We start from the raw sequence: 26,679 nt of genomic DNA on the forward strand, positions 1-26,679 counted from the left end.
GATGAACCCGCCTCACCTGTTCGTCATTGCGAGCGCAGCGAAGCAATCCAGGGCCGTTTTACGCCGCCCTGGATTGCTTCGCTGCGCTCGCAATGACGAACGAGGGGGCTGATGCGGGAATACCCTGAATTACCTCATCAAGTTTCCAATCATACGCATAACTACGGAGAGACATAAAATGAGACCAGCTTCCGGCTCGCCGCTCGCGCGCGATGCCATGGCCTATGTCCTGGCCGGCGGACGAGGCAGCCGCCTGAGGGAGCTGACCGACAACCGCGCCAAGCCCGCCGTCTACTTCGGCGGCAAGGCCCGGATCATCGACTTCGCGCTGTCGAACGCGATCAACTCGGGCATCCGCCGCATCGGCGTCGCCACGCAGTACAAGGCGCATAGCCTGATCCGCCACATGCAGCGCGCGTGGAACTTCATGCGCCCCGAGCGTAACGAGAGCTTCGACATCCTCCCCGCCAGCCAGCGCATTTCCGAGCTGCTGTGGTACGAGGGCACGGCGGATGCGGTCTACCAGAACATCGACATCATCCAGCCGCACGCGCCCAAGTACATGGTGATCCTGGCGGGCGACCACGTCTACAAGATGGACTACGAGTTGATGTTGCAGGAGCACGTCAACTCAGGCGCGGACGTGACCGTCGGCTGCCTCGTGGTGCCGCGCATGGAGGCGGTGGCCTTCGGCGTCATGCACGTCGATGCCGAGGACCGCATCACCGCCTTCGTCGAGAAACCCGCCGATCCGCCGGGCATTCCGGGACAGGAGGACATGGCGCTGGCTTCCATGGGCATCTACGTGTTCAACACGGATTTCCTGTTCGAGCAGCTGCGCCGCGACGCCGCCGACCCCGACAGCAAGCGCGATTTCGGCGGCGACATCATCCCCTACATCGTCAAGCACGGCAAGGCACAGGCCCACCGCTTCACCAACAGTTGCATCCGTGCGGCCGAGGAGATCGAGGAATACTGGCGCGACGCGGGCACGCTCGACGCCTATTTCGACGCCAACCTCGACCTGACGGACACCGTGCCCAAGCTCGACATGTACGACCGCGAATGGCCGATCTGGTCGGACTCGGTGGTCGCCGCGCCGGCCAAGTTCGTCCATGACGAAGACGGGCGGCGGGGCCATGCGATCTCGTCGCTGATCTCGAACGACTGCATCGTCTCGGGTGCTCTGGCCCGGCGCTCTCTGCTGATGACGGGCGTGAAGATGGGCAGCTTCTCCAGTGTGGAAGAGGGCGTGATCCTGCCCTACTGCAACATCGGCCGCAGCGCCCAGCTCAAGCGCGTGATCGTCGATTCCGGCGTGCGCATCCCCGAGGGGCTGGTCGTCGGCGAGGACCCCGAACTCGACGCCCGCCGCTTCCGCCGCACCGAGAACGGCGTATGCCTGATCACCAAGCCGATGATCGACCGGCTGGGCCTGTGATGGTGAAACTGTGATGGTGAAACCGTGACCTCGCTGAAAGTCCTGTCCGTTGCCTCCGAGGCGGTGCCGCTGGTCAAGACCGGCGGCCTTGCCGACGTCGCGGGCGCGCTGCCCGGCGCCCTCGCCCCGCACGGGGTGGAGATGACCACGCTGCTGCCCGGCTACCCCTCGGTGCTGGCGGCGTTGGGACGGCGGCCCAAGGTGGTTCACGCATGGGACTCGCTGCTCGGCACCCCGGCGCGGCTGCTGGCGGGCACCTTGCCCGATGGCCACCCGCTGCTGGTGCTCGATGCCCCCGCTCTCTATACACGGGAGGGGGGCCCTTACTCCGACGCTGCCGGGATCGACTGGGCCGACAACTGGCAGCGCTTCGCCGCTCTCGGAAAAGCCGCTGCCGAGATTGCAGGCGGGGTGATCATCAAGCGGGGCAAGCCACAGGGCTTCGATGTGCTCCATGCGCACGACTGGCAGGCCGCCATGGCCCCCGCATACCTGCGTTACGTGCCGCTGGGTGCCGCTGGGTGCCGTTCGGTCATCACCATCCACAACATGGCTTTTCAGGGCTGGTTTGCTCCCGAAGTCTTTGATCGAATTGAACTTCCTTCAAGCGCATGGGCACTCGACGGGGTCGAATACCACGGCGGCGTGGGAATGCTGAAAGCGGGCCTCTCCAGCGCCGATGCGATCACCACCGTCAGCCCGACATATGCCCGCGAAATCCGCTCCACCGTGTTCGGAATGGGCCTCGAAGGCCTGATCGTGGAGCGCGGCGCGGCGGTTCACGGCATCCTCAACGGCATCGACGCAAACGTGTGGAATCCGGCCTCCGACGCGGCTTTGGCGGCCCCTTACAGCCACCGCACGCTGGACAAACGCCGCGCCAACAAGCGCGCCCTGGAGGCCGAATTCGGCCTCGACGAAAGCGACGGCCCGATCTTCATCGTCGTCACCCGCCTGACCTGGCAGAAGGGTATGGACGTCCTCCCGGACGTCCTCGACCACCTCGTCGGAATCGGCGGAAGACTGGCACTTCTGGGCTCCGGCGACGCTGCGCTGGAGCGCGCCCTGATCGAAGGCGCCGCCCGCCATCCCGGCCGCGTCGGCATCCGCATCGGCTACGACGAGGCGCTGTCCCACCGCATGCAGGCGGGCGGCGACGCGATCCTCATCCCCTCGCGCTTCGAGCCTTGTGGCCTGACGCAGCTCTACGGCCTTGCCTATGGCTGCCTGCCCGTCGTCGCGCGTACCGGAGGGCTGGCGGACACGGTAATCGACGCAAATCCGGCCGCCCTGGCCGCAGGCTGTGCCACCGGCGTCCAGTTCGACGGCGTCACTTACGACGATCTGGCGGCGGCTATCACCCGTACGGTCCAGCTTCACGCCCAGCCCGATGTCTGGGAGCGCCTCCAGAAAAACGCGATGAAAAGCGACTTCTCCTGGGAAGCGAGCGGCAAGGCCTACGCCGACCTCTATCGCACGCTGACGGCGTGACGAGCCTCGGCGCCAGAGTGGAGGCGGGCTGGACCCGCTTCGCGGTACGCTCCCCCCGCGCCGAAGCGATGTGGCTGTGCCTCTTCGACGGCGAAGAGGAAACCCGCCACCCGATGGAGCGCGAGGGCGACAACTGGACCCTGAGCCTCCCTGCCGACCTCTCCGGGGCAGGCTACGGGTATCGCGCGGAAGGGCGCTGGGAACCCGCCGAGGGGCACTGGTTCGATGCGTCCAAGCTGCTGGTGGACCCTTACGCCGTCGAACTGGATCGCCGCTTTATCCAGAGCCCGCGCCTCGCTGCTTTTGGAAACGATACCGCCGATATCATCCCGCGATCGATCGTTGCCGCACCCATCAAGGTCGCCCCGATTAAACCGCGCCGCTTCGCGCGCGGCGGGCTGGTCTACGAACTCAACGTGCGGGCCTTTACCATGCTCCACCCCGACGTCCCCGAGGCCCTGCGCGGCACCGTGGCGGCGCTGGCGCATCCAGCCGTACTGGACCACCTTACCCGCCTGCATGTTTCCGCCGTCGAGTTGATGCCGATCGTGGCGTGGATCGACGAAAGGCACCTGCCCCCGCTGGGGCTGGTGAATTCGTGGGGCTACAATCCGGTGGCGATGATGGCGCTGGACCCCGGCCTGTGCCCCGGCGGCGTCGAGGAACTGCGCCGGACCGTCGCCGCCCTCCATGATGCGGGGATGGGCGTCCTGCTCGACATGGTGTTCAACCATTCGGGCGAAAGCGACGTGCAGGGCGGCGTCCTTTCGCTGCGCGGTCTTGACAATGCGATGTATGCACATGCGCCGAACGGACAACTGATCAACGACACAGGGTGCGGCAATACGCTGGACTTCGCCAATCCCGCCGTCCGCGAACTGACACTCCACGCAATGCGCCATTTCGTCGTCCAGTGCGGCATCGACGGGTTCCGGTTCGACCTTGCCCCGATCATGGCGCGCGGCCCGGGCTTCGCTTCGGATGCACCGATCTTCGCCGAGATCGCCGCCGATGCCGTGCTGGCGGACCGGGTCCTGATCGCCGAGCCATGGGACATCGGGCCGGGAGGCTATCAACTCGGCCAGTTCCCCGCCAACTGGCTCGAATGGAACGACCGTTTCCGCGACGACGGCCGCCACTTCTGGAAAGGCGAGGGCAATATCGGCACGCTGGCCACGCGCCTTGCCGGATCGACCGACATCTTCGGCTCGCAATCACCGCCTGAGGGCTGCCGCTCGGTAAACTTCCTCGCCGCGCACGACGGTTTCACGCTTGCCGACACGGTATCCTACGAGCAGCGCCACAACCAGGCCAACGGCGAGGACAATCGCGACGGTCATGGCGAGAACTTCAGCTGGAACAACGGCATCGAAGGCCCGAGCGACGACCCGGCCGTGGCAGCGGCCCGGCACCGCGATCTTGAAGCCCTGCTCGGCACCCTGTTCGCCTCGACCGGCACGATCATGCTGACCGCCGGAGACGAGTTCGGGCGCACGCAGCGTGGTAACAACAACGCCTATTGCCAGGACAACGAAATAGGCTGGATCGACTGGGCAACACGCGATACGGCGCTGGAAGAGCATACCTGCGCGCTTTCGGCCGCAAGGGCGGCGAGACTTCCGCTGTTCGAGCGGTTTCCCGAACCGGTAACCTGGCAGAACCGCGAGGGCGAACCGATGACCGTCGCCGACTGGGAGCATCCGGGCGCCCACTGGCTAAGTTGCAGCGCCAATGCAGATGAGTTCGGCTTCGCAATCGATCGTGCGGCCCGGCAGGTGCTGATCAGGCCATCTTGATCGCTCGAAGCGGCCGATGGCCAGCTTTATCCGCCGCTGTGCAGTTGCTCCGTCAGATAAACCATGAGCGGCTGTTCGAACTTCGGGTTGATAACCAGGAAATGCCGCCGCTTGTCCTGCTCGTCCGGCAGCCGACATAGCACATCCTCATCGACGAGACGGCGGACCAGTCTGAGCGCAGTGCTCATCGGCGCGCCGGATGCAATGCAGGCGCTCGACACCGAGACCCGCCTCGCCTCGATCTTCGCGAGCAGCAGATCGAGCAGCATCGCCCATGTCGGATCGCCGAAGAGTTCGCCACCGCCGATTTCCCGTCGCTTGCTTTCCTTGCGCAGCAAGTCCTTGATGAACTTTCGCAATTGCGCGGAATCGACCTCTCCGCCCGGAAGTACCGGCGCGATTTCCGCCGGTCGGCCGAGATGGGCCGAGGGCACGGGCTCATCGATCAGGCCCGCCAGACGCTGCAATTCTCCGCTCAGTTGCGACATTCTGTCGAGCAGCACCTTGCGCTCACCCACCGCTTCGGGGAGGCCCTGCACGCGTTGCAAGGCGCGGCGCAGATCGACGGGGCTGATCGGCTTTTCAAGGAAGTCCGCAGCCGATGCGCGCATGGCATCGATCGCGATATCCTTGGTGGCATGTCCGGTCGCGATGATGAAGCGAAGCTGGCGCTCGTGCTCGTCGGCATAGCGCGACAACTCACGAATCAGGGCGATGCCATCAAGGCCGGGCAAGTTGTAATCGACGATCGCAATGGAAATGTCGTGCGTGCGGAACAGCGCCTGCGCCTCGTCCGCGTTCGATGCGACGAAAGGCTCGTATCCCATCTGCCGCAGGGCGAAGGCACATTCCATGCCCCAGTCGGTGTCGTCGTCAACGACAAGCACCGGCGCCACCTGACGAAATACACCGGCTTCCATTGCCGAGGGAATTTCAGACATTCGCGTTGCTCCCTGTGAGATCTCCGCTCCGTTGTCTTCTTCATCGGCATTCTGTGGACCAAGAAGCGCCCCAATGCGTGACCGCCAATTCTTCGGCATCGCGTCTTCCCATTCCAGTTATATTCTAAGAATGCCCCGTCACATTCCCGGTAGATGTTGTTGCATGGCAACCGACACGATTGCTACCGCTAAAATCGCCGAAGCATCTGGACGCCGCCGTACAGCGCCCGCTTTCTGGAACGCAGCCAGCGCGAACAGGGTCAGCAGCGCTACCGCCACCATGGCGAACGTTCCGCTGAAACCCAGCCAGGTCGCTCCCGCGGCCAGCAGCTTGATCTGACCGCCGGTCAGCACGCGGGCGCCAGTGTGCGCCCGAAGCAGCGCCACGGCAAGGCCAGCGATGGCAAGGCTCCCCGCGCCCGCCACGCAGGCCCGGATCAGCCCCGGAACACCGCTCAGCAGCGCCGCGCCGAGAAGCCCAGACGCGGCGAGCACCATGTACAGCCAATCCGGGGTGGTCCGGCCCTCCCAGGGCAGGACCACGACCGGGATGAGCACGAGCAGAAGAAAGGCAAGATAGAAATATCCTGCAGCTTCCATGTCAGTATCCTCCGTTGGTCACCGTCACGCTGGCTGCGACGTTGCTGTCGGGAAGTGGCACGAAGGCCCCGTACTTCATGATCGGACTGCCGCTCATGTCGTAGCGCACCTCGACCCGGAAAGTGCCGCTGGTGTCGCCTGCACCCGCCGTGATCTGCGGCTGCGATTTCCCGCCGAGCAGCGAGCCGTAGTTGTCGATCACCGCTTGTGCCCGCTCCTGTGCGAGCGTGACGCGCTCGCCGATGGACAGACCGGCGACTGCTGCCCTCGCCCCTTCGGCCGCCGCCTGCCTCACGCCGATCTGGGCCGTGAAGTAGATGGAATAGACGATAACCGAGAACACGAGGGCCAGCAGCGCTGGAGCCAGCAGGGCGAACTCCAGCGCTGCGAGCCCCCTATCGCACTTCAGCAATCGGAGCGGTGCCCTTGCCGATATGCGCACGGCCGGATCCTTAACCCGGCGTCTGGTTGAACAGGCTGGTGAACGCACCTCGGAGATCAGTGTCGAACTGTGTACCGACCGCTACCAATGCCGCCACAACGATGCCGCCCAGCACCGCGTACTCCACTGCGGTAAGGCCGCGCTCATCCGTGCGAAGGCGCGCAACGAGATTAAGTATCGAATTCATCATGACTTACACTCCCCAAATCCCTCCATGGTCGAGAGAGGCGGATGCGGGCCGAAGGGGCTCCCGCAGCGCCATATTTTGAAACTAGATCAGCACCGGCACTCCGCAGCGCACGCCGCCGACCCAGAAGGTTCCGTGCCCCAGCTGAATACCCAGGGCCACGAGGACATTGGTGAGCAATGGATCCACGACGGCGGTTACGATTCCCGTTACGGGCTGGGTTACCGCCGGGATCAGCCCGCTGCCGTTGACCACGGGCTGGACCAGCGCGCACAGCAGCGGGCAATCCAGCTCCAGGCCTCCCGGCCCGGTAAGGCTGTTGACGAGACCCTGCACGGTATTGCCGATACGCGCTTGGTTGAGCACCGACTGCGGCGTGCCCGAACGGGTAGGGCCGCCTATTGTGCCCGGCCCGAAGACCAGCGTGTTTCCGCGAACTTCGCCGCCAAGCACCGGCTCGGCCACCGCCCTCCCCTTAAGGGTGACGTTGACCAATTGGGCCAACAGAGGCAGCGGGACACCGACGTGAAGGATTTCGGTCTTGGTGATGTCCGCCGCCTTGATCGGCAGCAGCGGCTTGTCCATCGCCCAGCTCGGCATGTCGCCGATGTAGGCGCTGACCAGCGAAGAATGGCCGACGACGCGTACCGTGGTGTTGGTCTGCTGGTCCACTCCCGGCGCGCAGTCGATGCTGGAGATCGACCCATCGGCCGACTGGATGTCGATGATCACCGGGACATTCGCCCGCGCGACGCCGAGGGGCAGGTTGAGCAGCGTCACCTGTACCTTGAGCCGCAGCATCGAGGTGCCCACCTCGGTCTCGCCTGCCGGACCGAACGAGAAACGCGGACGGTTGACCGGCCCGGAGGCGGCGGCGGCGATTACGACCTGGCTGCCGGTCAGCAGCGGCGGCGGAGATACCGCGGCGATAACCTGCGAGAGATCGACCGCAACCGGATCGTCCTGCACCGCGTAGCTGATCAGCTGGTAGGCGTTGAGGCCCGCGCGCAGCGCAGGCGCCACGTCGGCTTCGCCCACTTTCATGTTGCGCCACACACCGACCTTGAACAGTCCCCGCAGCGGCACCCGATGCCCGCCCGGTACGAAGCTGTTGAAAGCGTTCAGCGCATTGCGGGTGTCGCCCGGACCTGCTGCCTGCGCGGCGGCCGCGACGATATCGCGCAAGTCGTAGGAACCCTTGATAAGATCGCCGTAAGTCCCGGTGAAGCCGGAACGCTCCGCCAGTTCGTCGAAGAACAGCCCGGCATCGACATTGCCGCCGAGCAGCGCCTCGATCTGCGATGCGGACAAGTTCAGCGAAACACCAAGCAACCCGCCAAGCACGCCGTTGACTGCGTGGAGGAGCCCGCCGACCCCCATGGTGCTGACGTCGAGCAGGCCGGACGTGGCGGAAATCCCGGCCTCGTCGATACGCGCCGCGCTGGCGGTGGCGGCGAGGTCCGGGATAGGGCTCATGTCCCCGAGCACGCCGGTCAGGAACCGTCGGCTGCCCTTGCCCGTGGTCACGCGGACCGCATTGGGGCGCACCGCGCTGCCGGCGCAATCGGCGGGCAGGGCGCCGGGAAGGAAAAAGCGCGAACCGGCGTTGTCCGCCGCTTTTCTGTCGTCGTTCGCGCAGTAGTAACCGATTTCAACGTTGCGAATTACCGAAGGGTCGTAACCGTTGTGCTGAAGGTAAGTCTCGGCCAGCGAGCGGGCGTCAGTCGGCCGCATCGAAGCCGCAAGCGCCGCTGCCTCCGTTGCGATGCGCAGTTCGCGGTTGCCGCTGTAGTAGAGCGCCACATCGAGTGCGAGCCCGGCGGAGAGAAGCAGGGGCACGCCCAGCACAGCCACGGCCGGAGCCACGACGCCCCGCTCGTCCCGCCGCAGGCGGCGGATGGTTGCCCTCAGGCGGCTCATGACCCGGCCACCTTGATGCCGCTGCCTGCCGCCGCGATCCGCGCGGCTTCGCCCGCTACCTGCTGGCGCAGCTGCGACTTCGCCTTGGCGTCCGTCATGCCGGAGAGCAGCGCGTCGGCCTCGCCCAGCCGCCCGTTGAGAGTGAGCGCGAGGACCAGGTTGTTGCGCACCACTTCATCGCCCGGTGCCAGGTCGTGCGCGGCCCGCAGCGTCTCGACCGCCTCGGCGGTCTGTCCTGCCCGCAGGCGCGCATAGCCCAGCGCATTGGTGATGAAGGCGTCAGCCGGGCTGGCCTGCGACGCCGCCGCGTATTGCGTCGCCGCCTGAGCCCATTGCCCCTCGGCGGCTAGCACATGGCCCCGCACGGCAAGCGCGGCGCCGCTGCGATCGTTGCCCGGGATGTGGCCCAGTGCCGTACGTGCGGCATCGACTTGCCCGAGGTCGAGCAGGCAGTTGACGCGCAGCACGCGAGCCTGCGGATCGTCGGGATGCTTGCGGTCGAAATCGTCGAGATAGGCCAGCGCAGCGCGGGCACGGCCATCGGCGCGCGCTTGTTGGATCAACGTCAGGTACAAGGTGCGGGTAGAGGTCTCCTCCTGCACTTCGGCGGTACGATCGGCAGCAAAAGCCGGACCGGCGGCGAACAGGAGCACAGTCGCGGGCAGCAGATGACGGATCATTTCCCGGTACTCCGCAGCGTGTCGAGGATGGCGGCGACCGGCGGCCCCGCCAGGACGATGAAAAGCGCAGGCATGAAGAACACCAGCATGAGCACGACCATGCGCACGGTGATCTTGCCGATGGCCTCGCGGGCGCGGGCGACCCGGCGCTGCGAGAATTCGCGGATGTATTCGCGCAGGGCAGGCACCAGTTCCATGCCCTGGAACAGCGACTGGCGGAACAGCGCCGCCAGTTCGCGCGCGCCGCTGACGCCGACGCGCACGGCCCAGCGGTCGAACGCGACCTGGTAGTCCTGCCCGCGGTCGAGATCATCGACCAGCATCGCCACCAGCCGCGCGTGATTGGGCACTGCCACCTGCTCGTCGCGGGCGATGCCGCGGAAGCACTGGTCGAGCGAGACGCCGCTTTCCAGCATCATCAGCATGAGATCGAGGAGGAACGGAAACTCGGCCGTCAGCACCCGCTCACGAGATGCCGCGCGCATCTGCAGCGCGTACTTGGCGCCGATGTAGGTGAGGCCGGTGAGGGCAAAAGTCGGGAAGATCGGCTTGAGCGGGTTGCCGGTGACCACGAAGCAGGTCGCCATCGATGCGGCCATCACCGCCAGCGTCGCACCCAGTCGCAGCGCCACGAACATATCGAGCGCGCCCGGATCGAAGTAGCCGGCCGCGCGCAGGCGCTTCTCGATCTCGGCCTTGTCGCGTCCCTGCGCCAGCAGCGCGCGGGGTGCGCGCATGGTGCGCCAGCTGCGTGCCGCACTGGCGCTACCCGACGCTTCGGACGTCGCCCGGCCATCGACCCGCGCCCGCAGCCGCGCGTCGGTCTGCAGCCAGCGCAGCCCGACCAGCGCCACGGCGAGGCCCGATAGGGCGGCAAAGATCGACATGGAGGCGACAAACCCGGCCATCAGAACGCCAGCCTCATCATGCGGCGGATGATCATGATGCCGATGACCTCCAGCCCGATCGCGACCATCGACATGTTGCGGCCACGCGGGTCGGAGATGAAGAAGTCGATATAGGCGCGGTTCATCGCGACCAGCAGCGTCATCGCCAGCAGCGGCATCGCGATCAGCACCCGCGCGCTGACTTTCGCCTCCGACGTCGCGGCCTGCAGGTCGCGGCGGATGCGCACGCGCTCACGCAGGATATTGGCGAGGTTGCCGAACACCGTGGCGATCGAGCCGCCGTAGCGCAGGTTGGTGCGAATGGCGGCGGCGATCATCGAGACTTCCGGAATCTGCAGCCGGTCGGCCAGCTGCTGCACGCTTTCGGCCACCGGAGCGCCCATCGCCAGGCGGCGGCCGACCGGCGCGAAGTAGCTGGCCACCGCCTCGGGCGCATCCGCCAGCGCGCGCGTCAGGGCCTGCGAGAGCGAATTGCCCACCGACTGGAGCTGGCGCACCCCGTCAAGGTAGAGCGGCAGCGCTTCGGTCAGCGCGTCCACCCGCTTGCGCGCGCGGCCCTGCAGCCAGGACAGTGCAGCCATCGGCACGCCGACCACCAGCACCACGGCAGCGGCCGGGCCGAACAGCAAGAGCACGATGAGCGTGAGTACCAGCATGACGCCGATCAGGGTCTGGAGCGCAGGCACCGTCAGTTCGACCTGCGCCTGCGCGAGCAGCGGCGCGATGCGTTCGGGCACGGTCACCGCCACCAGCGGCCGGACGGTTATCTTCCCCGGCGAAGCGATGGCCTCCAACCGGCGGTCGAGCGTCACGCGGTCCCGCATGCGCTGGGAAAACCACTGCCACGCCACGGCGCCAACGATCAGCAGCGCCAGCAGGAGATAGGCGCCGCCCTTCACCATGCGGGGCCATCCTTGTCCACGACCGGGCTGGCGTAGTCCTTGAGCCGCGCGGCATGGTAGGGGCGCGGCGACAAGGTGCGGTGCAACCCCTCGCCCGACATCGGCGGCTGCTCCTCGAAATGGAACAGTTCGTTGAGCGTATAGGCCTCGCCCTCCACGCCGGTCACTTCGGCGACCGAGGTGATCCGGCGCGAACCGTTGGCGAGGCGCTGGATGTTGACGATCGCGTGGATCGAATTGGCGACGAAACGGCGCACTGCGCGTACGTCGTTCTGCTGCCCGGCGAAGCCGAGCAGCATCTCCAGACGGGAGAGCGCATCGCGCGGGGTGTTAGCGTGCAGCGTCGCCATCGAGCCGTCGTGGCCGGTGGACATCGCCTGCAGCATTTCCACCGCCTCTACCCCGCGCACTTCGCCCAGGATGATGCGGTCGGGACGCATGCGCAGCGCATTGCGCACGAGGTCGCGTGCGCTGACCTCGCGGCTGCCATCGACGTTGGGGGGGCGAGTTTCAAGGCGAACGACGTGATCCTGCCGCAGCTGAAGTTCGGCCGCGTCCTCGATGGTGACGAGGCGTTCCTTGTTGCTGATGCAGCTCGACAGCACGTTGAGGAGGGTCGACTTGCCCGCGCCGGTGCCGCCGCAAATCAGGATGTTGAGCCGCGAGCGCACGGCGCTGGTCAGGAACGCGGCCATCGCCGGGCTCATCACGCCGCCCGCGACGCAGTCCTCAATGCTCAGCGCCTGGAGCCGGAACTTGCGGATCGAAACCAGCGGGCCGTCGAGCGCGATCGGCGGAATGACGATGTTGACGCGCGAACCATCGGCAAGGCGCGCATCGACGAAAGGCGTCGCCTCGTCCACGCGGCGGCCGATCGGGCCGACGATGCGCTGGATGATGTTCATGAGGTGCGCGTCGTCGCGAAAACGGGTCTCGACCCGCTCCAGTATGCCCGCACGCTCGGCGTAGATGGTGTTGGCGCCGTTGACGATGATGTCGTCGATGCTCGCATCGCGCAGCAAAGGCGCGAGCGGGCCGAGACCGACCACCTCGTCCTCGATATCCTCGATCAGCAGCAACCGCTCGGCGCTGTTGAGCGCAAGCTGGCCGCGGCGGCTGCGGCTGCTGATGACCTGCTCGATCTCCTGGCGCAGCGTGCGTCGATCCAGCGCCTCGGCAGTGATGCCCTGCGTCTCGAGTTGTTCGATGACCTGGGCGCAGGTCAGCGCCTTGACCGCCTGGTAGCTGTCGCTCATCCGCTGGGCCGCAGGCTGGGCGATCGGCGCCTTGCGCTTGGGTTCGGACAGCGCCTCCTCGGGGACGAAATCGTTGGTGAGCAGGCTCATGCGCTACGCTCCACCGAACGCAGGATGGCGCGGCGCATCCGGTCGATGCCGAAGTTCGTGCTCTTGGACTGCGTGGCGATGCCGCAGGCGCGGCGGATCGCCTGGGCATAGCTGCCCGCGTCGCGCTCCATCATCAGCGGCCGGCCCGCGTTGAGCGCGTTGCGCTGCTGCACGTGGTCAACCGGCACGCCGAGCACGGTGTCGATGTCGAGCGCATCGGCGATACGGCGACCGTCGAGCAGGATGCGCGGATCATGCTCCCACACCAGCAGCCGCAGCCGCTGCGCGCTGGCGGTGTCCATCGCCACGCGGTCTAGCAGGCGACGGGTCGCGTCGAGTTCACGGATCGACTGGCTGCAGACCACTTCGACGCTCTGCGCCTGCGAGGCCAGTTCGCGCAGCAGCCCGCCATTGCGCAGCGAGCCGCCGCAAAGCACGACGTGGCCGCAACTCGTGCGCAGCAGCTGGATCAATCCCACGATATCGGCAGGGCCGATGCCGACCGGCTCCGTGCCGGTGCCGCCATCAAGCGTCAGCAGCGACAGCCCCGAGCGATCGTGATGGGCCAGCGCATCGCCGAGCAGGCTGGCATCCATACGATCGATGTCGGAAATGGCCGAGGCCAGGCCGTAGTCCACCTTGAGGTCGAGATAGGCCTCGGCCGTGCTGGACGGCAGGGTGCAGTCGATCAGCAGCGTCGAGGTGCCGTCGAGGCAGTGGGCCAGCGCCATGTCGGTCGCGATCACCGCCGTCGCGTCGCGATCGGTGCCCAGAACCAGCGTGAAGCGGCCGAGCCGCCCATGGCTCGCCAGCGAGGTGTTGAGCACGCGCGAGAGGATTTCGCTGACTTCCGCAGCCACTGCGCCGCGCGGCATCACGTCGGTCGCACCGGCGCGGATCGCCTGCAGGACGTGGCCTGCATACATGTCCTCGGTCGCCAGCACGATCGAGCGTCCGCCCGCCGCCTGCGAGACTTCGGTGATGACCGAGGCCATGGCGCGCTCGGCCGGGATCGACGCATGGTCGATGACGACGATGCCCGGTCCGTCGAATTCGGCGCCGTCAAGCGACTGCACCATCTCGACCGCCACGTGCGCGCCCATCGCGTCGGAGATGCGCTGCGCCAAGGCGCGGTCGATCGAAAGAAGATGAATGCGTGCCATGTCAGCGCCTCACCACGCCAAAGGTCCGGATGCCTTGCTCGACCCCGTCGTTGCCGACGATCATCTGTCCGATGGTGGGATCGACCGACTTGTTGGCGGTCGCCAGCATGGGCTTCACGGCCTCGGGCTCGACGAGCCGGGGCGTTGCGACGATGATCAGCTCCTGCCGCTCCTTCTGGTTCTGCTGCCGCTTGAAGAAGGCCCCGAGCACGGGCAGGTCGCCGAGGAACGGCACCTTGTCCTTGGTGACCGAGCTGTTCGAATAGTTGAGCCCCGCAATCACGAAGCTCTGGCCGCTGCCCAGTTCCACCGTCGTCTCGGTCGAGCGGCGGCGAATGCCGGGCACCGTGTAGCCCTGAAGCTGGACGCCGTTGTTGTAGTCCAGCTCGCTGACTTCGGGGGCCAGCTTCAGGACGATGCTGTTCTCGTTCAGCACATAAGGCGTCACCGACAGGCGCACGCCGAATTCCTTGTACTGGATCGAGATCGTGTTGCCGTTGCCCCCGGTCGACTGCGGAACCGGCACGGGAAATTCGCCGCCCGCCAGGAAGCTCGCCTTTTCACCGGAGCGCACCAGCAGCGTCGGCTGCGCGAGGAGCTGCGAGAGGCCGTTCGAGGACAGCGCCGAGAGGACGGCACCGATGCCGCGATTGCGGCTGCTCAGGAACAGGTTGAAGGCGCTCTGAATAGGCGCCGAGGCGTCGATGTTGAGACCGGGCGTCGAAGTGCCGCCGCTGCCCGAACCATTGAACGAATAGCCGTTGAGGCTGCTCGACGGCACGAGAGCGCCCTGGATGTCGCCCGACAGCTTGGCGAAGCTGAAGCCCAGCGCCTTGAGCGTCGAAGAGGACACCGCCGCGAACTGCACGTCGACGGCGACCACTTTCTCGCCCGCGCGCAGCGGCCCGTTTGCAGTCGCATAAGTCGGCGCAGGCGGATCGACGTGGAACTGCGTCTGTCCGATGATCGAGCCGTCCGCCGCATAGACCGCGAGGGTCGCTTCGCCCGCTCCCTGCCCGCTGACCCGCAGCGACTGCGAGGTCGGCGCCGAGACGGCGATCACGTTGTCCCGGTTCACCTCGATGCGGGCGATCGAGCGCGTGAAGCGCAGCGTCTCCGCCTCGTCCACCTGGAGTGTGCGCTGATCCTGCGCATGAGCGACACCCGGCGCCAGAACGGCGACGCAGGCGAGCAGTGCAGTTGAATACGGCGGCTTCATTGCGCGCCACTCCCCGAATAAATCGTTTCGCGATTGCCGCCGACCACCAGTTCGATCGCATGGGGGGCGGGAGCGCGGCGAGGCTGGGCCGTCCTGACGGGAGGCGCTGCCGCCGCGCGAGGGGGAGGCGCGGCGGCAAACGCCGGCGTCGGCCTTGCCGCCGCCGAGGGAGCCTCGAGAATGGATGCGACCTGCGCCGTCGCGACTTCCTGCTTGTCCTCGGGATTGCGCAGCGAGAGGTAGAGCGCGCCGGTGCTCTTCGCGAGCGAGAGTTCGGACACCTGCTGCGGATCGAGGGCCAGCGTCAGGTTGCGCGCGGGAGGCGGCGGCGCGGATACCGCGCCCGTCACGCCGTCCTTGACCGGCTCGCCGACGACGACTTCGCCGACCGCCAGCACCGGGACCATCTGCAGCAGCGTGGTGGACCGGCTGCGCCCGTTGCCGCGCGCTCCTCCGATCGCATCCTCGCCGGGATAGACCACCTGCACATCGACACGGTCGCCCGGACGCACGAGCCCGGCCACCGCGATCTCCGCCGTGGTGTCGATGCTGATCGCGCGCATGCCGACCGGCACCCGGATGGCCAGCTTGCCCTCCTGTTGCAGAGCTTCGCGCGGGATCGGCGTGTTGGCGCGAATGTCGCGGGTGGCGACGCGGCCGACGACTTCGGCCGGCGTCGCGGCACCGGGGACGCGTGCGGGATCGAGGGAAGCATTGCGGATCATGTCCGCCGTGATCGTCTCCCCGATCTTCACGTCGCGCGTGGCGACGGCGAGGATGGCCCCCTCGACCTGCGAAGTCCCGGCTGCCATGCCCGATACCGGCACGGCGCGCGGCGTGGCCGAACGTCCCAGCTCCCTGATGCCCAGGAAGCCGAACGTTGCGGCCGCAACGAGCCCGACAGTGATCGTCAGCTTCGCTTTTGAACCCAGGCGCATGCAATTCCCCTTTGCCATTGCGCTTACGCAAACGGAGTGCTGCCCCTGCACTCCGCGGAAAAACCCGAACCGTTCCTTGCCGGGACAGGTTCGTTTCCATTCGTGAATGGTAACCCGGACTGGATTCCCGCCCTCATGGAGAAGGAGCCGATACGAGGGGATACGTAGCGGCCGATTCCCGCTGCCTGCTACGCGGCGTGGACCGGTAGATCGGTGTAAAGCGTAACATGCCCGTAATTCGCGATGCGAGCCTTACGGAATTAACGAAAAGTAACCCCCACTTCGGTTCTTTTCGTGACTTGCGCCGATAGCCGAGGCAATAAGAACACTATGCCCCAGAACGTCCCGACCGACCCTGCACCGCTGCACCATCGACACGGACATTCCGGGAATCTTCTGAGGAATTCTCCAATGCAAGCCTAGGCTTGCTTGCCCAGAGGGGCAGGAACCGGAACGCCGATCGCGGTTCCCGGCCCTCGATTTGACGATGAGGCACGACCTTGACGAATGCAGCATCAATGAGGGACGGGCAGTGATCCCCGTCCAGGAAGCGATCGGCGACAATGCGGAAGTTCCGGCGGCAATCCGGGAGCCCAGGCGTTCCCGCAAGGGGCGTGGATGGAGCGACGGCACTCACCTCTATGCCGTGACAACCGCGCTAGCCGCGATGGTGCTGGGCCTGGTCGCGCCCTATTCACCGGGCGCCGGAGCAATCTCGGCCGCGTCGTCGGGAGCGCTCTACGTCCTGCATCGCCCGCGCCTGTCTCTCGCCGCCGCCGGGCTGTTGGGGCTCGGAGCCATTCCGGTTCCTGCGGCGGTGACGTCGTCGATGTTCTGGATCGATCTCGTGCTCCTTTGCGGGACTGCGCTGCTGCCCCGGCACTTTACGACCATGCTGCTGCGTGTTCCCCGCTGGTCGTGGCCTGCCGCCATGACGACCGGAGCCTTGTGCCTGTTCCTCTATTTCCTTGCCGGGCCAATCGTCGGTCCGATCCTGGGCATCGTCGCCTCGCTTTGTGCGGCATTCATCGGCGCCGGGATCGCCCGCCATCTCGCCATGGTCGATGCCCGGCTGCTGGCGTGGGGCGACGGCGGCATGGCCGAAGTCACCCGCGACCTCCTGCTCGGCCGCATCGCCAGCGGTATGCTGCACGACCTGGCACAGCCGCTGAACGTGATTTCGATGGCCAATGCCAACATGGACTACATCGTCAGCCACCTCGACATGGACGAAGCGAGCCGCCAGCAGATCCAGGAGCGTGTCGGGCGCATCGCCACCCATACCGAAGGCGCGGCGCATATTCTCAGCCTGTTCCGCTGGTTCGGCCGGGACGGCCGCGAAGGTGACGCGCCGTTGACCGTCCATAGCGCGCTGGACTGCGCGATCGCCACGACCCGCTCCAACGTGCGGCACCACGGCGTGGCGATACATGTACGCGGCGCCGCCCTGACCCACCTCGTGCCCGGTCAGTACGGCGCATTACAAATGATGGCGGTGGCGGCCCTGCTCAGCGCCTTCTCCAGTTTTCTGGGCAAGGACGGCAGGAAGCACAAGGGCGAGGTCCTGCTGAATGCCAGCCTCACCCCGGCCCATGTCGTGATCACCGTCGATTGCATCGACGAGGACGGCAACCCGATGCCCGCCCGTCCGATCGACGGCGCCACGCTCTGGCTGGTGGAGCAGGTCGCGCAGGAGGCATCCGGGGAGTTCCGCTGCGTCCTGCGCAACCACAAGCCGCTGCGGTTCGTCATCCGGCTCGGCCGCGACGACATCTGAACGCCGGTCTTGAAAGGTGGGCCTTGAAGGGCGGGCCTTGAAGGGCGGGAGTGTCAGCTCCCGCCGAGCAACGGCAGTTCGATCGTCACCCGGGCACCCTCGACCTCACCGGGCGAAAGCTCCACCGTACCGCCGATCTTGGCCAGGACCTGTCGGCAGATATGCAGGCCGAGCCCCGTGCCGTTGCGCGGCTTGGTGGTGAAGAACTGCTGGAACGCTACCCGCGCCAGATCTCCTGAGAGCCCGGCGCCGTTGTCCGAAATGACGCAGCGCAGTGTGTTTTCCGCGATATCGAGACGGATCGCGATATGCCCCCTGCCCTGCCAGCCGGTCTCCCGGCGCGCCTCGATGCTTTCGGCGGCATTGCGCAGGATATTGACGAGCACCTGTTCCGCTTCGATCTGACAGAGGCCGACATTGGCGGGCACGGGCGTGCGGCATTGTTCGACCTCGATCTCGGTCTTGTCGAACAACGGCGCGAGAAACCGCACGGCATCCCGGGCCGCGCAGCCGAAATCGGCACTCACCACCCCGCGGCTGTTCCCCGAGGCATAGGCCAGCGTGTGATCGATGATCGTTTGCGCGCGCTGCACCTGTTCGGCTATCCGTTCGATCGCCTTGCCGAGTTGAGGGTGCATCGCATCCCCGCGCTCGAGCAGGAGCCGCAGGTTCTCGTTGGCGATGGCAATGGAGAACAGCGGTTGACGCAGTTCGTGTGCCAGTTCGGAACTCTGCTCGCCCAGATCGGCGAGACGGGCTTTCGCCGCCATCCCCTCGAACAAGTGCTGAATCTCGGCCTGATCGATATCGCAGCTGTCCTGAACCGCCGAGCGATCGGCAGGTCGACAGAGCTGGTTGGCAGGCGTGCAGCGCCCCCAGGTCTCGACATCGCGCTGGGTGATCTCGTTCGGTTTCATTCGAGGCCTTCCTCGTTTGCGTACACTTCGTCGAAGTCGCCAAGCATCATGTTCAGCGTATTGATCAGCAATTGCGGTTGCACCGGCTTGGTGAGCACCAGGTGGGCAGGCAAGTCCAGGTCGGGATCCGGCCGGAGCTGGTCGCCGGTAATGAAAAGATAGCGAAAATCCCGCTCGCGAAGCCCGACGTGATCCCGGATGCGAGAGACGATCGACAAGCCCGATTCACCTCCAAGACGCACATCGCAGGCGAGAACGCGGATCGACGCGTGCTGCTCGAGCATGGCCATTGCCTGATCGAGATCGGGTACACCAACGGCGCAGATGTCATGCAGCGCCATGAACGTCAGAAGTTCCTCGACGATCGCGTCAATGTCATCAATCAACAGTACCAAAGCCTGATCGTTGCCCATCCAGCTTGTCACTCCCACTGCCCGAACTTCGTCGATCCGGTGCTAGTTGCATTCACTTAGGTGGCATTACGTTTCCAAATCAATAACGCCCCATATATATCCGTAGAAATCGATCAGTTATCACCAGACCCGTACCGGGCTATCCGGTTGCCCTCTCAGGCGCAGCTTCGATAGGCGCTCGACCTGACGGGCGCGTGCCCGAAGCGGCGTGCCGCGGATCGCATGACGATCGGTCTGGAAAGGCCGCCTTCGAGAAGATCGATGGCTCCGCAGACCATGGCGGCGGCGGTGAACGCCTGCTCGTCCTCAAGCAGTCGATGCGCGGTACGAAGCAGGTCACCTGCAGATTGGGATCCGGTAGTCATCATCGGAAAATCCTTTCTATTTGCCCGGCAGTTAGAGGGGACGACCCACGGCAAGGGCCGTCCCCTCCCCCCACCTCGTTATCCGAGGTCGGGCTGCGGCGTGTCCAACCAGGGGGAGGGCAACAAGGCGGTGGACACGCCGGCCTCAGTTCAGTTGCCCGTGCCGCCCCCCAGCAGTCCCCCGACCAGTCCGGTGACCGGTGCGAGGACATTGCCAGTGCCTGTGCCGGAGCCGGCTGCGCCCAGCACGCCGCTCACAGCCCCGGTGACGGGAGCGAGCAGGCCTGCTGCACCGGAACCCGGCCCCGTACCGCCGAGCAGACCGCCGACAACGCCGGTTACCGGAGCAAGGACCGTCCCACCGGTCTGGCCCGAACCCACGCCGCCGATGGCTTGGCCAAGGGTGCCGTTCAGGGTGTCGAGCACCGGCGATACGATGCTATCCACCGCGCTCGTGACCGGAGCCACCACCGGAGCAAGTCCGTTGGTAACCTGCGTCACCGTGGAGCCGACTTGTGCTCCCAGCACCGCGCCGGCGAGGTTGCCTACCGGGGCAAGCCCCTGTGCCACGCCTGCCGCCGTCGTCGGAAGGGTCACGTCAAGGACGTTCCCATCCGCCAGCACGTCGGCCGTAACCAGCTGCCCGGACACCAGCCCCGGAGCGTTGGACAGCACGTTGACACCGGCCAGGGTGCCGCTCGTGCTCGGTCCGGTCAGAACATTGTTGCCAAGGTCCAGCCCGACCAACGGTCCGGTATAGGTCGGTGCCGTGCCGGAACCGCCGCCGGGCAAGTTGCCGGTGACGCCGCCGAGCAGGCCGCCCAGTTGTCCGGTGAGCGGACCAAGGACGCCGCCTTGTCCCACCACCGGTGCCAGTATCGCATCGACGGTACCGAGTACCGGCGTGGTCACCTGGCTGACGGTCGAGGTCACCACCGACACCGTCGGGGAGAGCCCGTTGGTGACTTGCGTGACGGTCGAGCCGATCTGTTCGCCGAGCAGGGACCCGACCAGCGAACCGACAGGAGCAAGAGCCTCCTGCGTCTGCTGAGGGGTCGTCGGCAGAGCGACGTTGACGACATGGCCATTGCCAGTGAGCACATCGACGGCGATAGTGCCGCCGTTGCCCGTGGCGGCGTTCGGCGCCACGTTCACGTCGATGAGCGTGCCGGACCCGCTCGGCCCCAGGATGGGCGTGCCGCCGATCCCGACGCCGGCCACAGGACCGGTGTAGCTACCAGTCGGACCGCCAGGGCCGGTCGGGCCGCCAGGGCCGGTCGGACCGCCGGGGCCAGTCGGACCGCCGGGGCCTGACGGGTCACTCGGACCGGAGGGGCCGCTTGGGCCGCTCGGGCCTGACGGGGTGCCACCGCCGCCGGCACCCACGCGGAAGCCTACGCCGTCGGCGCAGGCGCCAAGCAGGAGAAGGGGAATTGCGCTCGCACAAAGCAACATGTGCCTTGTGGATTTGCGCGGCTTGTTTCGCGGCATCTTGTTGTCCTCCATGAAATGCCCAGTCCGCAAAGGCTAAGACACTGTCGGGAAAGACATCGCGTCCAGAAGAAGCCGCCCCGGTGCGAGGAAGGAAACATCGCCGCACGGCGCGTTCGGGGCGCTTCGCAAACCGCGCCGGGCGCCGCGCAAAACCTTGCGCAAGGCGCTCATCGGACGAAATCCTGCGCTTCAACTCCGGCAAGAACCCGCAAAAAACGACAGCCCGCGTGCAAACCCCAGTTTGCGCGCGGGCTGGAAGATGCAGCCGGAATGAAGGCTATTTATATCCGTGCCTGCTGGTTTTCAGACGCCGGGCCGCTGCGATTCAATCCGCGGCCGCGTCGATCTCCCGGGCGAGTCGCGCCCGGCTGTCCAGAACGGCTTCGCGGACGATCGCCAGCGCCTGATCGAGGTCCGCGTCGAGCGACAGGGTCAGCTCCACCGACAAGCCGTCCTTGACGGAGCGGACGCGCCCTACCCGCGCATCTCCCACCATCAGCACCGTTTCGCTGCCGTGTGAGGAAGCCCCTTCGCCCGCCGCATGCTTCAGGCGGGACAGGACGGTCGCGGCGGAAATCATCTTCTCGCCCGCCGTGGCGAAACGCTGCTGTTCCTGACCGATCGCCCGAGCCGCAACCAGCACGCGCTCCCGCTGCTCGGCGCGGCGAAGCAGCGGCGTCAGCACTTCGGAATGGCGGACGCGCAGTTCCTCACGCGTGGCAAAGGCGTCGACGACCTCGTCCGGCATCTGTGCCAGGGACAACAGCCGGCTGAGCTGGCTGTTAGACAGGTTCAGCGCCTCTGCCATGCGGGATTGTACGCCGCCATAGAAGCGATCGACGGCGCTCTGGTAGCTGCGCGCACGGTCGAGTTCGGTGATGTCCTCACGTTCGCGGTTCTCGATGTCGGCAAGGCGAAACGCTTCCTCGTCGGTAAGATCGACGATCATCGCGTTGAGGCGGATTTCAGGCCGCCCGTTGTTGTTCAGCAATTCGACACAAAAACGCCGCCGACTGCCGACCAGAAGCTCATAAGGACAATCCGCCCCCGGCGCATTATGGCGGACCAGCACCGGAATGCGGTTGCCATCCTCCTGCGCGATAGATTCTATCAAGGAACGGCAACTTTCAGCCGAAAGGCCCGGAACGTCGCGCGGATTACCGTCCCACACCGAACAATCCGACGGGCGGATCGAAATCGCCGTCCGTCCCCTGCCACCTCCCTGCGCGACGCCAGCCAGCCGCTGGTCCAGGCGCGAAAGCTCCTCGCTCTCGAAGCGCAAGGCCTCCGCCGGTTCCGGCTCGTACGACAGCGTCGTCAAGATATCGCGAACAAAGCTCCCCACCGTGCGTCCCCTTCTCTGCTATGATCCGATCGGGCCGAACCCGGGCCTTACATAGCGAAAGGAATGGCTCCGCCGCCCGGCGAACTAGGTTCAGATCGGCTCCATTTCGCCGCGAAAACCTTTCGCCTCAGAAGCGATGGTTGGCCGTGACCGCGAAGCCGTGGATCCGGCGGTCGTTTGCGAACTCGCCCGAATAGGATAGGCGCAGCGCCGTCCGCTCGCCGTGCACTGCGCTGATGCCCGCCCCGACGACCGCACCATCGCGGTCATAGCGGGTGGACGGCAGCGTGAAGATCGGCGTGCCACCCTGAAGGAAGATCGCCTCGATCCGGCTTTCCGGCCGCGAGCGCAATTCGCGCTGCCACTGTGCTTCCACGCTGGGCCGCAAGGTCCACGCGCCCCTGGTCAGCGATGCCGACGCCCTCAGGCCCAGACTGGTGCGTACCGATTCCGTCTTGAACTTGGCGACCGCCAGCGAAGCCGCGCCGCCGCTTTCGACGAAGCCGCCGAGGTCCGCGTAACGGTAGTGAAGCCCGGCGAAAGGTTGCGCCCGAAGGACGCCGAGCTTGACGATGCCACCGCCCTCGACCGTGGCCGCGGCGTTATCGCCGTTCGGCCCGGACTGAAGCTGGTCGCTGAAACCAGTGAAGCCGACCTGCCGACGCAGCTGATACCAGCTGCGGGTATAGCCCGCGGTCGCATCCACGTAATATGGACCGCTGGTATAGCTGGCGTAAGGCGTGATGTTCGCATTGAAGAGCGTGCTGCGTGGCCGCTCGCTGCGGTCGAGGTTGGCGTCGATGCCGTCGATGCCGATCGACGTACCCAGGATCAGGCCCGGCACCGGCGAGATGTCGAAGCCGGCCCGGATGGAACGGCTATCGAAATTGGCGCGGGGCCGGTCCGGCCTGGCGTGATAGTCGCCCTGCTTGAGCCCGTAACTGACCATCACGTTGATGGTGCGGTCACCGCTTGCTGGCACGCCCGGCGAGGCATCGAGCGCCAGTTCGCGGCGCTGGGCAAGATAGCCCCGGATTTCACGATCGGTGGCGTCCATCGACTGGATCGAGAGTCGCGGCATCAAACGATAGGCCGCCGCACCAAGCTGCCCCAGCGCCTCGGCCCGCGCAGCCGCGTTCGGCAAAGCGTCGATGGCATCGAGAATGCTTGCGTAGCCGCTCGCCGCGGAAGGAGCGACCGCGTCCAGCGCGCCGCCTACTGCCGCCTGGCCGGGCGTGGTCGCATCGGCTTCGTAGTTCTGCGCGAAGGCCGATCCGGATTGAATGCCGAAAGTGACAGCGCATGCCGCGAGGCCGATTGCAAGGCGCGTCGCCGAGCCGGGAATTACGTGGCGCAAGTTCATTTCCTCCGCTGTTGCTGCAAGGCTCTGATCGCCTTGAACTTTGCCCATGATCTTAAGTCGGTGCGTACACCTGGCCAGTCGAACTGCCCTCGCTACGGGACCTTCCCGCAAAAGCCTGTCTCGATCCATTTTCCATACATCGACACTGGATTTGCGCGCCTCGCCCGCCGGTTGGGCTCGCGACCCCAGCCTTCCCGAGCGCTCGCATGCCGTTTTGCGCTTTTGCGGGCTACCCGAACAAAAGGGATCACATCGGTGCCAGTAGCAGCAGGCAATCGAAGGAAGGGCCAATGGTCGATGGAAGGAAATATGGAGCGAGAGCACGCCCTTCTTGCACGCCCTTCCTGCGCACCGCCCGGAGTCAGCGCCAGTTCGGGCCTTCGACCCAGGTTACGAGGCTGCGGCGCAACCCTTCGGTTACCGGTAGCACCCTATGCTGCAGGAAGGACGGGAAGATCAGGACGCTGCCCCTTCCGGCAAACGTCTCGCCGGGGCTCTGGATACCGAAGAACTCGAATTCGCCGCCCTTGTACTCATTCGGTGCCGACAACTGCACCACGACCGATAGCTTGCGTGCGTAGGGACGGGTGGATTCCAGCCAGACATCCTGATGCCAGTCATAATGCCCGTTGTTGGTGGCCCGGTATTCGGTGAACTGGATTTCGTAAGGTAGATCTATATCCACGCCGAAGTTGGTTCGGTTCGAAGAACGCACCAGGGTCATGAGGCGCGCCACGATGTCGCGCTCCTGAATCGCATCGAGCCAACGGATCGTCGAGCTGCGATACCCAAGATCGCTGCGCAAGGTATCGGAGAAACCGATCGTCGCATCCGCTTCCGGATATTTCCTGGCGCGCGCAAGGATCTTGTCGCATTCGGCCGGCGACAGCGCGCCGGACCATGCTTCCCACACGTTCTGCATGAATGAGCCCCTGTATTTCTGTCTGTGCGCAATTTTTGCGTGTACGCAAAACGGGTGGTCAGAGTGTTCGCGACACGCTGAAGAAGAACCGTGCCTTGCTGCTCATTCCATCGAAGGGCTTCTTGACCGGAACGGCAACTTGTCCGGTCGCCGTCCAGCCCTTGAGCGGAGTAATGCGGATGCCTCCTCCGGCGGACGCCAGCGAGTAGTCCTGGCTGATCAAACCATAAATCGGACGCGCCCGCGAATGCGCGAGCGCGCCATCGACGTACGTGAATAATGTTAGCGCTCTCGCGCTCGACTTGCCGCCAAGCGCACGCCAGGATAGCTCCGCGCCTCCGGCCACAGCCTTGTCCGCAGTCAGGAACCCGTCACGGTAGGCAAGGCCCGCCCCCTCGCCGCCCAAAACGAAGCGCTCGGTCGTGGGCAGGCGATCGGGACTGTACTGGCCTCGCAAGTTAACTTTCGCGGCAAGTCTGGAATCGAGTTCCGTTACGAAGGTGGCCTGAACGTTCGCCTTTCGAAACGCCGTGCGCGAATATCCCTCGATCGCCTGCGCGCCCAGTCCGCTCAAGCCATGGCTAAGCGATAGCGAGATGCCGTAGCCGCTCGTCTTCCCGATCGCCGACCAGCTTGCGCCCAGACGGGCGGCGCGCGTACGAAAACCGCCAAAGGCGGTGTCGAGATAATAGTTGTCGCTGTTGGTCCCGTCCAGCGAGGCGGTCAGCGTAAGGTTGCGCTGATAGCTGCGGACCAGCGGATGACTGACGACGATGCCGACCTGCTTGGCTTCTCCCAATATGTCGAGATCGCGGGTCCGGGTGCGCACGTAGGCACCGCTCACGCCTATCGTGGTGCCGCTCGATCCGATCGGCGTCTGGTGACTTGCCGAGTAGAGCTGGTAGCGCCGTGGCTGCAACGGAACGTAGCCTGACAGACGGGTGCTGTCGCCTTCGCGGAGCAGGCCATTGAATGCCACCCCGACCTGGGCCTGCGCCCCGGTGGTCACGTTGAAGACGCCCCGGTTGTTGAGATTGACGGTGATCTCGACCTGCTTGCGGCTCACGTCCAGGTCCAGCGCAAGTTCGCCGGGTGTCGCCGTGCCGCGCAACTTGGCCTGTACGGTCTGCCCCGGAATGTCCCGCAGGAGGGACAGTGTCCGCTCGATCGTGGACTTGTGCGTCGGTGTCTCACGCATCAGGCGCTTTATATGCGCGTCGATGAGCCGCTTCGGCGTGCTGCTGGTCTCGCCCGCCAGAGCATAGTGCACGATCCGTCCTTCGAGCACCCGCACCGTCAGCACACCGCCGGACGCCGATTGCGCCGGGATGCTCACTGCATAGAATGCGATGTCGCTCTTGGCATAGGCCCCGCTGACCGCGTTCGCCAGTTTCTGCAGTGTGTCCCGGTCCAGCGGGCCGCCAATGAAGGGACCGGTCGCCGCGTCCAGCACCTTGCGATCGAGCGTGGAACCAAGATAGCGTACCTCCTTCAACGCGACGGTAGAGGCTGCAGTATCCACGCTCACGGGGGCGGATGGAAGTTCCGTCGGCGGCGCGGCGCGCGGGATCGCCGGATCCTGACGGTCGAGCCTGTCGCGATCGATGGTCGGTGACTGGTTGAGCACGGTCGAGCCCTGCGCCAGCGCATGCGGAGCAACAAGCGTCAAAGCCGCCCCCACGGCAAGCAGACCACGCCGGATCGCTCCGGAGATTGCAGGTCTGCACTTCGCGCTGTGCCGCGCGCGTTCGGGAATTGCCCTCATGATCTTCGGCTGCCTGCCTTGTGCCGCTTTGCGATGCGGAAGTTGCCCGCCTGCAGGTTACGAAGCGATGCCAGCCGTTCACGCCCAATCGCAGCCGCTTCGAGGGTATCGAGCACGCAATCCACATTGGCAAAAAGCCGCCGCTCGCCAGAATCCCGTCCGTCCCGCAAGCAAGAAAGGCGCGACCCTTGGAAAACCGTCTCGATCGTTACGCAAACGGGGCCAGGGAATACAAAATCGCAGGCAGAACAGGGGCAGAGGGGTAGCGTCGGATCGGTTGCGATACCGCACGGGATGCCCGGTGGATCGGGCTAGGAAGACAGAAACCCCATCAATAGTACTGC

At 65.7% G+C, this 26,679-nt stretch carries 24 protein-coding genes; 4 read left to right on the forward strand and 20 right to left on the reverse strand.

The features are described from left to right. Window positions 1-178 precede the first annotated feature (178 nt). From glgC to glgX, 3 genes are read left to right on the forward strand one after another with little or no spacing between them, the layout of a single operon-like run. On the forward strand, window positions 179-1,441 hold the full coding sequence (gene glgC / locus BES08_RS20530) for a glucose-1-phosphate adenylyltransferase (RefSeq protein WP_008831502.1): 1,263 nt from the start codon (window positions 179-181) through the stop codon (window positions 1,439-1,441). A 24-nt stretch (window positions 1,442-1,465) separates the two neighbouring features. Next, the gene (glgA, locus tag BES08_RS20535; protein ID WP_036527863.1) at window positions 1,466-2,932 is read left to right on the forward strand and encodes a glycogen synthase GlgA; all 1,467 of its coding nucleotides are present in this window, start codon (window positions 1,466-1,468) and stop codon (window positions 2,930-2,932) included. After that, window positions 2,929-4,728: a glycogen debranching protein GlgX gene (gene glgX / locus BES08_RS20540; RefSeq protein WP_083274779.1), complete on the forward strand. Its 1,800-nt coding sequence runs from the start codon at window positions 2,929-2,931 to the stop codon at window positions 4,726-4,728. Before glgA ends, glgX begins: the two co-directional genes overlap by 4 nt. Before the next feature lie 26 nt (window positions 4,729-4,754). Here glgX and BES08_RS20545 read toward each other — a convergent pair whose 3' ends face one another. The 12 genes from BES08_RS20545 to cpaB form a co-directional block, all read right to left on the reverse strand. Continuing rightward, entirely contained in the window at window positions 4,755-5,669 is a 915-nt protein-coding gene (locus BES08_RS20545) for a response regulator (RefSeq protein WP_081799121.1), read from the reverse strand. 138 nt (window positions 5,670-5,807) lie between these two features. Continuing rightward, window positions 5,808-6,269 (reverse strand): hypothetical protein, encoded by a 462-nt coding sequence (locus BES08_RS20550; protein WP_008831498.1) that lies wholly within the window; start codon window positions 6,267-6,269, stop codon window positions 5,808-5,810. 1 nt (window position 6,270) lies between these two features. Further along, the gene (locus BES08_RS20555; protein WP_231958294.1) at window positions 6,271-6,681 is read right to left on the reverse strand and encodes a TadE/TadG family type IV pilus assembly protein; all 411 of its coding nucleotides are present in this window, start codon (window positions 6,679-6,681) and stop codon (window positions 6,271-6,273) included. 40 nt (window positions 6,682-6,721) lie between these two features. Further along, a complete protein-coding gene (locus tag BES08_RS20560; RefSeq protein ID WP_338043864.1) occupies window positions 6,722-6,901 on the reverse strand; it encodes a Flp family type IVb pilin in 180 nt (59 codons plus the stop codon). 81 nt (window positions 6,902-6,982) lie between these two features. Continuing rightward, window positions 6,983-8,818 (reverse strand): TadG family pilus assembly protein, encoded by a 1,836-nt coding sequence (locus BES08_RS20565; protein ID WP_036527870.1) that lies wholly within the window; start codon window positions 8,816-8,818, stop codon window positions 6,983-6,985. Further along, the gene (locus BES08_RS20570) at window positions 8,815-9,498 is read right to left on the reverse strand and encodes a tetratricopeptide repeat protein (RefSeq protein ID WP_036527872.1); all 684 of its coding nucleotides are present in this window, start codon (window positions 9,496-9,498) and stop codon (window positions 8,815-8,817) included. The genes BES08_RS20565 and BES08_RS20570 overlap by 4 nt, the downstream gene beginning before the upstream one ends. Continuing rightward, on the reverse strand, window positions 9,495-10,406 hold the full coding sequence (locus BES08_RS20575) for a type II secretion system F family protein (RefSeq protein ID WP_036527874.1): 912 nt from the start codon (window positions 10,404-10,406) through the stop codon (window positions 9,495-9,497). The genes BES08_RS20570 and BES08_RS20575 overlap by 4 nt, the downstream gene beginning before the upstream one ends. Further along, the gene (locus BES08_RS20580; protein ID WP_036527876.1) at window positions 10,406-11,308 is read right to left on the reverse strand and encodes a type II secretion system F family protein; all 903 of its coding nucleotides are present in this window, start codon (window positions 11,306-11,308) and stop codon (window positions 10,406-10,408) included. Before BES08_RS20580 ends, BES08_RS20575 begins: the two co-directional genes overlap by 1 nt. Next, window positions 11,302-12,654 carry a TadA family conjugal transfer-associated ATPase gene (locus BES08_RS20585; protein WP_036527879.1) on the reverse strand — a complete coding sequence of 451 codons (1,353 nt, stop codon included), beginning with the start codon at window positions 12,652-12,654 and terminating at the stop codon, window positions 11,302-11,304. Before BES08_RS20585 ends, BES08_RS20580 begins: the two co-directional genes overlap by 7 nt. Then, window positions 12,651-13,817 carry a CpaE/TadZ family protein gene (locus tag BES08_RS20590; RefSeq protein WP_036527881.1) on the reverse strand — a complete coding sequence of 389 codons (1,167 nt, stop codon included), beginning with the start codon at window positions 13,815-13,817 and terminating at the stop codon, window positions 12,651-12,653. The genes BES08_RS20585 and BES08_RS20590 overlap by 4 nt, the downstream gene beginning before the upstream one ends. A 1-nt stretch (window position 13,818) precedes the next feature. After that, complete coding sequence (locus tag BES08_RS20595) at window positions 13,819-15,036, reverse strand: type II and III secretion system protein family protein (RefSeq protein ID WP_036527884.1); 1,218 nt, start codon at window positions 15,034-15,036, stop codon at window positions 13,819-13,821. Further along, window positions 15,033-15,974 (reverse strand): Flp pilus assembly protein CpaB, encoded by a 942-nt coding sequence (cpaB, locus tag BES08_RS20600; protein WP_036527886.1) that lies wholly within the window; start codon window positions 15,972-15,974, stop codon window positions 15,033-15,035. Before cpaB ends, BES08_RS20595 begins: the two co-directional genes overlap by 4 nt. Before the next feature lie 487 nt (window positions 15,975-16,461). On the opposite strand from cpaB, the gene BES08_RS20605 reads away from it, so the two are divergent. Beyond that, a complete protein-coding gene (locus BES08_RS20605) occupies window positions 16,462-17,751 on the forward strand; it encodes a sensor histidine kinase (protein WP_231958295.1) in 1,290 nt (429 codons plus the stop codon). A gap of 53 nt (window positions 17,752-17,804) precedes the next feature. Here BES08_RS20605 and BES08_RS20610 read toward each other — a convergent pair whose 3' ends face one another. From BES08_RS20610 to BES08_RS20645, 8 genes are all read right to left on the reverse strand, one after another. Further along, a complete protein-coding gene (locus BES08_RS20610; RefSeq protein ID WP_036527889.1) occupies window positions 17,805-18,668 on the reverse strand; it encodes a sensor histidine kinase in 864 nt (287 codons plus the stop codon). Further along, a complete protein-coding gene (locus tag BES08_RS20615) occupies window positions 18,665-19,081 on the reverse strand; it encodes a response regulator (protein WP_036527891.1) in 417 nt (138 codons plus the stop codon). Before BES08_RS20615 ends, BES08_RS20610 begins: the two co-directional genes overlap by 4 nt. Before the next feature lie 155 nt (window positions 19,082-19,236). Then, complete coding sequence (locus tag BES08_RS20620; protein ID WP_036527894.1) at window positions 19,237-19,449, reverse strand: hypothetical protein; 213 nt, start codon at window positions 19,447-19,449, stop codon at window positions 19,237-19,239. 147 nt (window positions 19,450-19,596) lie between these two features. Then, entirely contained in the window at window positions 19,597-20,667 is a 1,071-nt protein-coding gene (locus BES08_RS20625; RefSeq protein WP_231958297.1) for a hypothetical protein, read from the reverse strand. Between the two features lie 598 nt (window positions 20,668-21,265). Continuing rightward, window positions 21,266-22,285 carry a ParB/RepB/Spo0J family partition protein gene (locus BES08_RS20630; RefSeq protein WP_069709415.1) on the reverse strand — a complete coding sequence of 340 codons (1,020 nt, stop codon included), beginning with the start codon at window positions 22,283-22,285 and terminating at the stop codon, window positions 21,266-21,268. 127 nt (window positions 22,286-22,412) lie between these two features. Next, complete coding sequence (locus BES08_RS32005) at window positions 22,413-23,642, reverse strand: autotransporter outer membrane beta-barrel domain-containing protein (RefSeq protein ID WP_231958299.1); 1,230 nt, start codon at window positions 23,640-23,642, stop codon at window positions 22,413-22,415. A gap of 367 nt (window positions 23,643-24,009) precedes the next feature. Further along, window positions 24,010-24,570, reverse strand: coding sequence for a 2OG-Fe(II) oxygenase (locus tag BES08_RS20640; RefSeq protein WP_036527898.1), 561 nt, complete (start codon window positions 24,568-24,570; stop codon window positions 24,010-24,012). Window positions 24,571-24,628: 58 nt separating this feature from the next. Beyond that, window positions 24,629-26,239: a ShlB/FhaC/HecB family hemolysin secretion/activation protein gene (locus BES08_RS20645; protein WP_231958301.1), complete on the reverse strand. Its 1,611-nt coding sequence runs from the start codon at window positions 26,237-26,239 to the stop codon at window positions 24,629-24,631. Window positions 26,240-26,679 lie beyond the last annotated feature (440 nt).

This window comes from Novosphingobium resinovorum (genome assembly GCF_001742225.1).
In the GTDB taxonomy this organism is placed as follows: Bacteria; Pseudomonadota; Alphaproteobacteria; order Sphingomonadales; family Sphingomonadaceae; genus Novosphingobium; species Novosphingobium resinovorum_A.

Excerpts from the sequence above, each read along its gene's own strand:
- BES08_RS20610 (WP_036527889.1), bottom strand. The coding sequence starts at position 18,668 with ATGAAACCGAACGAGATCACCCAGCGCGATGTCGAGACCTGGGGGCGC.
- BES08_RS20565 (WP_036527870.1), bottom strand. The coding sequence starts at position 8,818 with ATGAGCCGCCTGAGGGCAACCATCCGCCGCCTGCGGCGGGACGAGCGG.
- BES08_RS20585 (WP_036527879.1), bottom strand. The coding sequence starts at position 12,654 with ATGAGCCTGCTCACCAACGATTTCGTCCCCGAGGAGGCGCTGTCCGAA.
- BES08_RS20580 (WP_036527876.1), bottom strand. The coding sequence starts at position 11,308 with ATGGTGAAGGGCGGCGCCTATCTCCTGCTGGCGCTGCTGATCGTTGGC.
- BES08_RS20590 (WP_036527881.1), bottom strand. The coding sequence starts at position 13,817 with ATGGCACGCATTCATCTTCTTTCGATCGACCGCGCCTTGGCGCAGCGC.
- BES08_RS20615 (WP_036527891.1), bottom strand. The coding sequence starts at position 19,081 with ATGGGCAACGATCAGGCTTTGGTACTGTTGATTGATGACATTGACGCG.
- BES08_RS20620 (WP_036527894.1), bottom strand. The coding sequence starts at position 19,449 with ATGATGACTACCGGATCCCAATCTGCAGGTGACCTGCTTCGTACCGCG.
- glgC (WP_008831502.1), top strand. The coding sequence starts at position 179 with ATGAGACCAGCTTCCGGCTCGCCGCTCGCGCGCGATGCCATGGCCTAT.
- BES08_RS20570 (WP_036527872.1), bottom strand. The coding sequence starts at position 9,498 with ATGATCCGTCATCTGCTGCCCGCGACTGTGCTCCTGTTCGCCGCCGGT.
- BES08_RS20640 (WP_036527898.1), bottom strand. The coding sequence starts at position 24,570 with ATGCAGAACGTGTGGGAAGCATGGTCCGGCGCGCTGTCGCCGGCCGAA.
- BES08_RS20545 (WP_081799121.1), bottom strand. The coding sequence starts at position 5,669 with ATGTCTGAAATTCCCTCGGCAATGGAAGCCGGTGTATTTCGTCAGGTG.
- BES08_RS20550 (WP_008831498.1), bottom strand. The coding sequence starts at position 6,269 with ATGGAAGCTGCAGGATATTTCTATCTTGCCTTTCTTCTGCTCGTGCTC.
- BES08_RS20595 (WP_036527884.1), bottom strand. The coding sequence starts at position 15,036 with ATGAAGCCGCCGTATTCAACTGCACTGCTCGCCTGCGTCGCCGTTCTG.
- BES08_RS20605 (WP_231958295.1), top strand. The coding sequence starts at position 16,462 with ATGAGGCACGACCTTGACGAATGCAGCATCAATGAGGGACGGGCAGTG.
- BES08_RS20575 (WP_036527874.1), bottom strand. The coding sequence starts at position 10,406 with ATGGCCGGGTTTGTCGCCTCCATGTCGATCTTTGCCGCCCTATCGGGC.
- cpaB (WP_036527886.1), bottom strand. The coding sequence starts at position 15,974 with ATGCGCCTGGGTTCAAAAGCGAAGCTGACGATCACTGTCGGGCTCGTT.
- BES08_RS20560 (WP_338043864.1), bottom strand. The coding sequence starts at position 6,901 with ATGATGAATTCGATACTTAATCTCGTTGCGCGCCTTCGCACGGATGAG.